We start from the raw sequence: 7,083 nt of genomic DNA, 5'->3' as shown, positions 1-7,083 counted from the left end.
TCGTTCGCTGGCACCGAGGGCTTCGAGCTCTCTCGGCGTCAGCGCAAGAAGATCGAGATGAGGTTCGCACACTTGAAGCGCATCCTGAAGCTTGGTCGGTTCCGATTGCGCGGCCCGCAAGGTGCCCAGGATGAGTTTGTTCTAGCCGCCATCGCCCAGAATCTGAGGCGATTTGCATCGCTGGTCGCACGACCGCCACCGGCTCAGGCTCTGCGCATCGCGTAGCGTAGCGTCGAAGTTGCGTAAAATGCGTCAGGGCCAGCGCTTCAGAGCGCGGCTCAACGAAACGCCCAGCGGCCAAATCCATTGCAGCCGACTTTTGCAACAAAATCGGCCCTTCGGCGAAGCAGCAGCATCGCTCCACGAGGTCCGCTTATTGAGGAATGGCGGACAAGATTTGCTCAGGCTGAGTTCTTCGCATTTTGACCCATAGGAGACAACTTCCGGGAGATCAGATACAAGTTCTCGCATCGATTTTGAGGGAGGCAACAATGCACATTGGCAAGCCCCTTTCCTACCCTGTTTTTGTCGCACTGGTTTTTGCGTTTACCACGGTCGCCACAATCGCTGATGAAGTTAAGCGGATCTCGGTCAACAGTTATGAGTTTGCTTACGTCGAACAGGGACAGGGAGAACCCGTTGTCTTCGTTCATGGGGGATTGCAAGATTATCGTATGTGGAGCGAGCAAATTCGCACCGCACTATCGCGCCATCGCGTACAGTCGCCGGAACAACTATCCCAATGAAGTGAGCCCGGAAGGTACGCCGGATGGCGCAGCAGATGTGCACGGTGAGGACCTCGCTGCTTTGGCCCGCGCACTCGGTTTCTCAAGGATTAGGGTTGTGGCACATTCGTCGGGGGCGCACGCCGCTCTCTTCTTTGCCGCCAAACACCCGGATATGGTCACTAGTCTGGCGGTGAATGAGCCGCCCGCGCTGGGTATGCTGAGCGGCCTTCCAAACAGCGCGGAGATTTTGAAGGAGTTCGCTAGCTTAGCACCTGCCAGAGAGGCTCTCAAGCTCGGCGATGTACAACGCGGCATTCCCATGTTTGTGGATGTCGTCGGCGGTCCCGGAGCTTATGAACGCCGTTCGGATGCAGACAAGAAAATGAATTTGGACAACGTTGCTTCGTATCAGGCGGACGCCATAAAGCGACCGCGTCCAATTTTTACCTGCGACATGGCTAAGGCGATCACAGCGCCGACGCTCCTATCTGACGCGGAACGCAGCCCGCGTTTGTTTCATCACGTCTTGGATCAGTTGGAAGCTTGCTTGCCAAACCGCGAAAGAATTGAAATTCCCGCGAGCTCGCATACGGTTACGGTGGATAATCCCAACGCCTACGAACAAGCTGTCCTCGCCTTCTTCGCACAGCATTAGCGGTACGTCCGCGTAAGGCGGACACGTCCGTTGTTGGCCCATCAGCGAAGTAGCGGAGCTTTTCGTTGGGGTCCGCTTAGTATGGCAAGGCGGACCAGATTTGGTCAGGTCGAGTTCTTCGCATTTCGAGCCGGAACGGACGTCCTCCAGCGAACATGGGCAGCTGAGGGCATCCCCGCGATGCAATGTGCCTATCCGATCGATTGCACTGCTTGGCCCTTAGCCGTAGGCTACCAGCGGACTAGGCCGGTGGAAAAACCATGGTTGTCGAGACGCGCTATGTGACGAGCGGCGAGGTCTTTGTCGCCTACCAAATATCCGGACAGGACGGTCCGGATTTGCTCATGACGCCGGGCTTTGTATCGCATCTTGAGCTGTCATGGGAGAATCCCAACGCCGCGCGCTTCCTTACCGAGCTCGGCTCGTTCTCGCGACTGATCCGATTCGACAAACGCGGCACGGGTCTTAGCGATCGTGGCGTTGGTGTCCCGCATCTCGATGAAAGGATCGACGATATCCGCGCCGTGCTTGACGTCTCAGGTACTAAGAAGGCCTACTTGTTCGGCGTCTCGGAGGGCGGGCCGATGTCGATCCTGTTCGCGGCGACCTATCCCGAACGTGTCGCGGGCCTCATCCTGTTTGGTACGTATGCGCGCACGGTGGGCGCCTCCATTCCATTTGACGATTTCGCGGGATTCGAGCGCGATATCCGGTCCAGCTGGGGGACCGGCAAGAGTCTACCCAGTTTCTCTCCATCGGCAGCCGCAGTTCCCGGGGCCGTGGAGCGCTTCGCCAAGTTCGAGCGCTCGGCGGCCAGCCCGTCTGATGTTATCAACCTGATGCGTATGAACCGCGAGATCGACGTAACGGCCATCCTGCCGTCGATTCAGGTTCCTACCCTAGTCATGCATCGGCGCGACGATGTACGCATTCGTGCACTCGCCGGGCGCGAGCTTGGAAAGAGAATTCCTCACGCGCGCTACATCGAACTCCCGGGTAACGATCACCTCGCATGGTCCGGAGATCAGGATCGGATTGTCGAGGAGATTAGACAATTTATGGGTGTTTCGGCTACTTCCGTCGACGTTGACCGCGTCCTCTCGACTGTGCTGTTTACCGACATCGTTGATTCGACAAAGAGAGCATCGTTGGTGGGCGACAGGCAATGGCGTTCAGTTCTGGAAGCGCATCATGCGGCAGTGCGTTCGGAACTGGAGCGGCATCGCGGACGCGAAGTTAAGACTACAGGCGACGGATTTCTGGCCCTCTTCGATGGCCCGGCGCGCGCTGTTCGCTGCGCCCAGAGGATCGTCAGCGCGGTGCGGCCGCTCGATCTCGAAGTGCGGGCCGGCGTCCATACTGGTGAGATTGAAATGATGGGCGACGATGTGGGCGGCATTGCTGTGCACATCGCAGCACGAGTAGCTCAGCATGCGAAAGCGAGCGAAGTTCTGGCCTCAAGCACTGTACGAGACCTAGTGGCAGGTGCTGGCCTCAAGTTCGTCGATCAGGGACCGGCCGAGCTTAAGGGGCTTGCCGAGCCGATGCGCCTGTTCGCAGCGGTCACCTGAATTTAATCCGGGGTCGCCGACTGCGCCGTAAAAAGCTGAGCAGCTTTCACCCGATGTCCAATTGTGGCCCCTGTGAGACATGCCGGGGCGGTCTGACGATGTCCGTTCACTGGGGTAGACCGGAAGAGAACGGCACGCGGCCAAAGTGACGCGATTGACCCTAAGCCGAACTCCGCCTTGCGCCGATTAAAATCGGAGGCGCTTCATCGTCCCGGGTATGAAGCAGCGAATGCTCACACCCATCGGGCCATAGAGCGGCCAGACCAGCGTCGCTTTAGCCCTGTTCGGCTCGTCGATGACGGCGTCGTCGGGTACGTAAACCCACTCGGTTTCCACGTTGGTGGCGCCAGCCATCGCGCCCGAAGCCCCCAGGCGTTGTCGGCACGCGGACACGGTAATGGATGGTTGCCGGTGATCTCTCAATCTACCTCTGACAAATGCATCGCTTCGCTACCATCGCAGCACAGATCTCCCTTTCGGTCATAAAGCTCCGCAAACCACTTCGACAGATCAAGCCGATTGTGATCGTGCGCGAGCACGGCGCTGGTCGATACCATCAGCGCGACCGCGAACAGATTACGGAACATCGACTTATTCCAAATCGTTGGCTATCAAATCGGTCAGGGAGGAACTGTTGCCCGGATTCAGTCCACTCGCACAGCACCGCAATGGTCCGCGAAGTCACTGGCGTTGCCAGTCCGATGGCGTGCCCTAAATCGCTTAACCGCCCAGCGGGCCAACCGCCTGTGCTTCCGAAGTAGGTGGCCCGCTTCCGAGGGCTGGATCAGAGCAGGCTCACGCCAGCTTTGCTCGCCTCGCGATTAGACGGCCAGTCCACCAAACCCGCAATTGGAGAATTTGGATTCCCCCCCGCTCGGTCTACATGACGAAGCGGCCCGCACAACAACGGTATCTGTACCTGCGATTTTGATTCCACTAGCGTCCCGACAGGCTGATTCCATTTGCTGCCTTGCATGATTCTGAAAGTGGCCCAAAGGCGACATTCGACGTCAGGAGTGATTTCCAGCTGCCGTCTGAGCTTTGGATGCTAGCCGGGGAAGTCGCGGAACTCCTTGACGAGATTAAACGGAATCTTCCACCCGGCGCCTCCGTCGCGCATCAGCATCTTGATGTCTTCCGCCCTGTTTTCTTTTCCGGTTTTCGGATCGATCTCCAATGTGTGGCCGTTGCTGTCCCAGGGCTTGGTCGCGCTCTTCGAGTAGGAGCCGAGAAAATGCCCGGCTTCATGGGCAGACGTGTTAGGCCCGCGTTGCGAGCTGATGAAGGCAAGGTCCAGCGATCGAGCAAACGAGCCATTGGGAAAGGAGCCCTTGGACCGAAGCTTGTCGACACAGAAAATGGTGAGATGGGCGCCTTGAACTTTGTGTTTGGCGAAGAAGCTCTTCAGTTTTTCGACATCGATCACATCGGGAAGGATCGCAAGGCTCGCATCCTTCATGCCAGTCGCATTGGCGAGCTCCTGTTTGACGGCAGCCTGCGAGTCGTCGATGACCAGCCAGTCGGTTGGCACCCGCTCGAAGCGGATGTTGGCCTGCGGCCTCCATATATTGTTCATCGTCAGCAATTCATCTTGCTCACTGCAGGGCTTCTTGGCGTGAAAAGCCGGAGCGCCGCCGCTGCCCGGAATCATGACGTTGCGGAACGCCACCTTGATCGTGATTTCCGGCAGCACGACAACATAGAGCTTGGCTTCGATCTTCCGGCCGGCCGACCGGGCCACCACCTCCAGACCGGGAAAGGGAATCGGCTTGATCCGGCCATTGATTTCGAAAAACCGTGCATCGCCATTGAAGGTGGCGGGAAGTGACGCCGCCCTGAGCTGCGGATCGATGTCGGGTGCGGAGAAGGTGTCTTTGGTCTGCATGACGCGTCTAAGAGTATCGGCGCCATCGATCTCCTTGATCCCGAGGGCATGGGGGTTAGGATCGACTTTGAGCTTTCTTCCGGGATCGATCAGAGCCACGATGTTGGAGCCGCCGAACGGCACCACCATGCCTGGCGGGCTGCGGCCCTCATCGATGCCGGAGCGGCGGAAAACCTCTTGGAAAGCGGCCATGTCCGGTTCTCCTGTTCTAGTTCGGACCGTCAACGCGAAATTTTGAACCTTCGGCCGTTCGCTGCGCGGCTGGCGGATGGTTTCCTCGGGCGTGCCGATCCTCGGCCATGATGCCGGCATTCATGAAGCCGACGCGGGTGGAGACATCGGCTGAGAAGGCCATCTCGTGCGTGGCCAGCATCGTCTTGCCTTGGCGCTTCTGGCCCCGGTCACCCCTTGGCAGCAACGTACCCATAGAAATTCATAAGAAAGTCCCGAACCGCGAGGGGCTTGACGGCATGGGTTTTTTCCTGCGGATGCGGTATCAAATAGTCTCCATCGCCATATGAGAAGACCTTCGCCTTCACGAACCCGTTCATCACTTGTATCTTCTCGCGCAGCACGACCCAGTGCATCGTAAGCGCGGAGCCTTTATCGGACTGGTCGTCATAGTCGATCATATTGGCGCTTATGAAAAGACATACGCGATATCCGCTGTCGAGCAGCCGGTTGGCTTCGTTTACATCGTCGATGTCTTTGTTGAATCGTGAAATGTTGGTATTCTCGCGCACGTCCCGGTATCCTGCCTTGCGAAACCATTGCTCCATTTCGCTCGGCAGGGTGACACCCGCAAGATCGCTGATCTTGCCTGTGTCGTCGAAATCCAGGAACCAGTTCTCCGAATCGCGTATGGAGGCGCATGTCAGCCAGTCGACGTGGTCCAGCGACCAGGGTGGCGTGAAGTTCCTCACATCCTTTCCCGGCTTGATCAGCAGGCGGCCAAGATTCGCCTGCCCCTTCTGATAGAGATCGATCGCGAAGCGCGCGTAAGACCCTGGCTTGTCCGACGCGTAGCCGAACATCAGGGCGGATGGCCCGCACAGACTTCCCTGGTCTTGATTGATGAGGCTCGGTTTCGCAATGCGCCTGAGAATACCTATGCCGACGCGGTGTGGGTCGAGCTTCGGAAAGAACGTCGTCCTCGTATTTTTCAGGAAATCGCAGACCATTTCCGCGGCTAGTTTTTTCTGGTCGGAATTGAGATCATACGGTCCGATCCCGCGCTTCTCCTTGTATTCTTCTCCGACGAAGAGCGTGATGAGCTTTTTCGAGGTGGGGGAGAGCGTTCTGGAGGTGTTCGCAATGGTGGTCAGGTCGTCCAGCTCGAATGCGGTGACCATGCCGTCTGCGACGGTAGCCCGGATGATGTCAACGACCTCTGCGTAGTCCAGCTTTGAATCGTCGATGAGACCTTTGCGAAGTGCAGCATCGACGGAAGGAGTCGCGATTGCGTCCCATTGGCCCTTTGGCGGGGCGGGCTTGGCGGCCGCCTTCGTCGACAGTTCAACGAGCCGATTGAATGTCGGGCCGGCAGGCCGAACATAGCCGTCAGGCGTGCCGGGAAAGTTCTTCTTCTGGAAGTACAGAATCGAGTTGTAAAGGCCGTCGCTGGCATAACCGGTCACTACCATCTGTGGTTTGAGCGTGTTCTCGGCGCCGCCGTCGGAAATGGCGATCTTGTTGAGCAGCGAAATAACCAGTTCCTGATCCTTTTTCCAGTTCTGGCAACTGCGCCCTGTCGTCGCGAACCGTCCGACCTTGTCTTTCAACTGCAGCATATCGCGCCTCCCGGAACGGGAATGCTGCCTCGAACGTCCTGACATGCAGCCGGAGGCAGGCGCCGTGGCAAGTCTTCCCGCTGTAGGGTTGGTCGCCCTTGCCGTCCCTTGTGTTCACTCGCAAGGACAGCGGTCGCCCTGTGGCGGTTCACGAATGAGTTATGTCTGCCTATCGGGGTAGACCGGAATTCGTCGGCGCAGCGCTAGAATGTCGCGAATGGGCCGTAGCTGCTCTCTGTTTCTACCCCCTGACGTCGGCTTGCGGGGTGCGAACGGACCAACGTGGCCGCGGCGCCCGCATGTGGCCCATCGCTTCCGTCGACGCGATGCAGCTATAGGCCCGGACGTGCAAGGCGACACCGTGATGTCCGGTGTCGCTGGTAAACTGGTCGCGTAGCTGAAGTTGCCTCGAGGCAGCTTCTGAGCCGAAGCGGAAATGCTCATTCGCGTCGGC

7 protein-coding genes are annotated in these 7,083 nt (G+C 58.2%); 3 read left to right on the top strand and 4 right to left on the bottom strand.

What is annotated here, in order from left to right:
* The 3 genes from IVB36_RS08145 to IVB36_RS08135 form a co-directional block, all read left to right on the top strand.
* A partial coding sequence (locus IVB36_RS08145; protein WP_247391167.1) for a transposase occupies positions 1–225 on the top strand: 225 nt, incomplete at its 5' end.
* 414 nt (positions 226–639) lie between these two features.
* Positions 640–1,383 (top strand): alpha/beta hydrolase, encoded by a 744-nt coding sequence (locus tag IVB36_RS08140; protein WP_247391165.1) that lies wholly within the window; start codon positions 640–642, stop codon positions 1,381–1,383.
* Between the two features lie 260 nt (positions 1,384–1,643).
* Positions 1,644–2,954, top strand: a complete 1,311-nt coding sequence (locus IVB36_RS08135; RefSeq protein WP_247391163.1) for an adenylate/guanylate cyclase domain-containing protein — start codon at positions 1,644–1,646, stop codon at positions 2,952–2,954.
* A gap of 419 nt (positions 2,955–3,373) precedes the next feature.
* Here the strand turns inward: IVB36_RS08135 and IVB36_RS08130 are convergent, their stop codons facing one another.
* The 4 genes from IVB36_RS08130 to IVB36_RS08115 form a co-directional block, all read right to left on the bottom strand.
* Positions 3,374–3,541: a hypothetical protein gene (locus IVB36_RS08130; protein WP_247338814.1), complete on the bottom strand. Its 168-nt coding sequence runs from the start codon at positions 3,539–3,541 to the stop codon at positions 3,374–3,376.
* Positions 3,542–4,002: 461 nt separating this feature from the next.
* Positions 4,003–5,151, bottom strand: a complete 1,149-nt coding sequence (locus IVB36_RS08125; protein WP_247391161.1) for a hypothetical protein — start codon at positions 5,149–5,151, stop codon at positions 4,003–4,005.
* 89 nt (positions 5,152–5,240) lie between these two features.
* The gene (locus IVB36_RS08120; RefSeq protein ID WP_247366692.1) at positions 5,241–6,629 is read right to left on the bottom strand and encodes a hypothetical protein; all 1,389 of its coding nucleotides are present in this window, start codon (positions 6,627–6,629) and stop codon (positions 5,241–5,243) included.
* Between the two features lie 241 nt (positions 6,630–6,870).
* Positions 6,871–7,083 (bottom strand): hypothetical protein (locus IVB36_RS08115; RefSeq protein WP_247391159.1); only part of this gene is annotated, 213 nt, incomplete at its 5' end.

It is taken from the genome of Bradyrhizobium sp. 35 (assembly GCF_023073215.1).
Taxonomy (GTDB): Bacteria; Pseudomonadota; Alphaproteobacteria; order Rhizobiales; family Xanthobacteraceae; genus Bradyrhizobium; species Bradyrhizobium canariense_D.
Note: the sequence above shows the minus strand (reverse complement) of the source record. Positions and strands in the feature narration are given on the sequence as shown.

Bases quoted from the DNA above. Each gene is read 5' to 3' on its own strand.
- IVB36_RS08135 (WP_247391163.1), top strand. From the start codon at position 1,644: ATGGTTGTCGAGACGCGCTATGTGACGAGCGGCGAGGTCTTTGTCGCC.
- IVB36_RS08130 (WP_247338814.1), bottom strand. From the start codon at position 3,541: ATGTTCCGTAATCTGTTCGCGGTCGCGCTGATGGTATCGACCAGCGCC.
- IVB36_RS08125 (WP_247391161.1), bottom strand. From the start codon at position 5,151: ATGCCGGCATCATGGCCGAGGATCGGCACGCCCGAGGAAACCATCCGC.
- IVB36_RS08120 (WP_247366692.1), bottom strand. From the start codon at position 6,629: ATGCTGCAGTTGAAAGACAAGGTCGGACGGTTCGCGACGACAGGGCGC.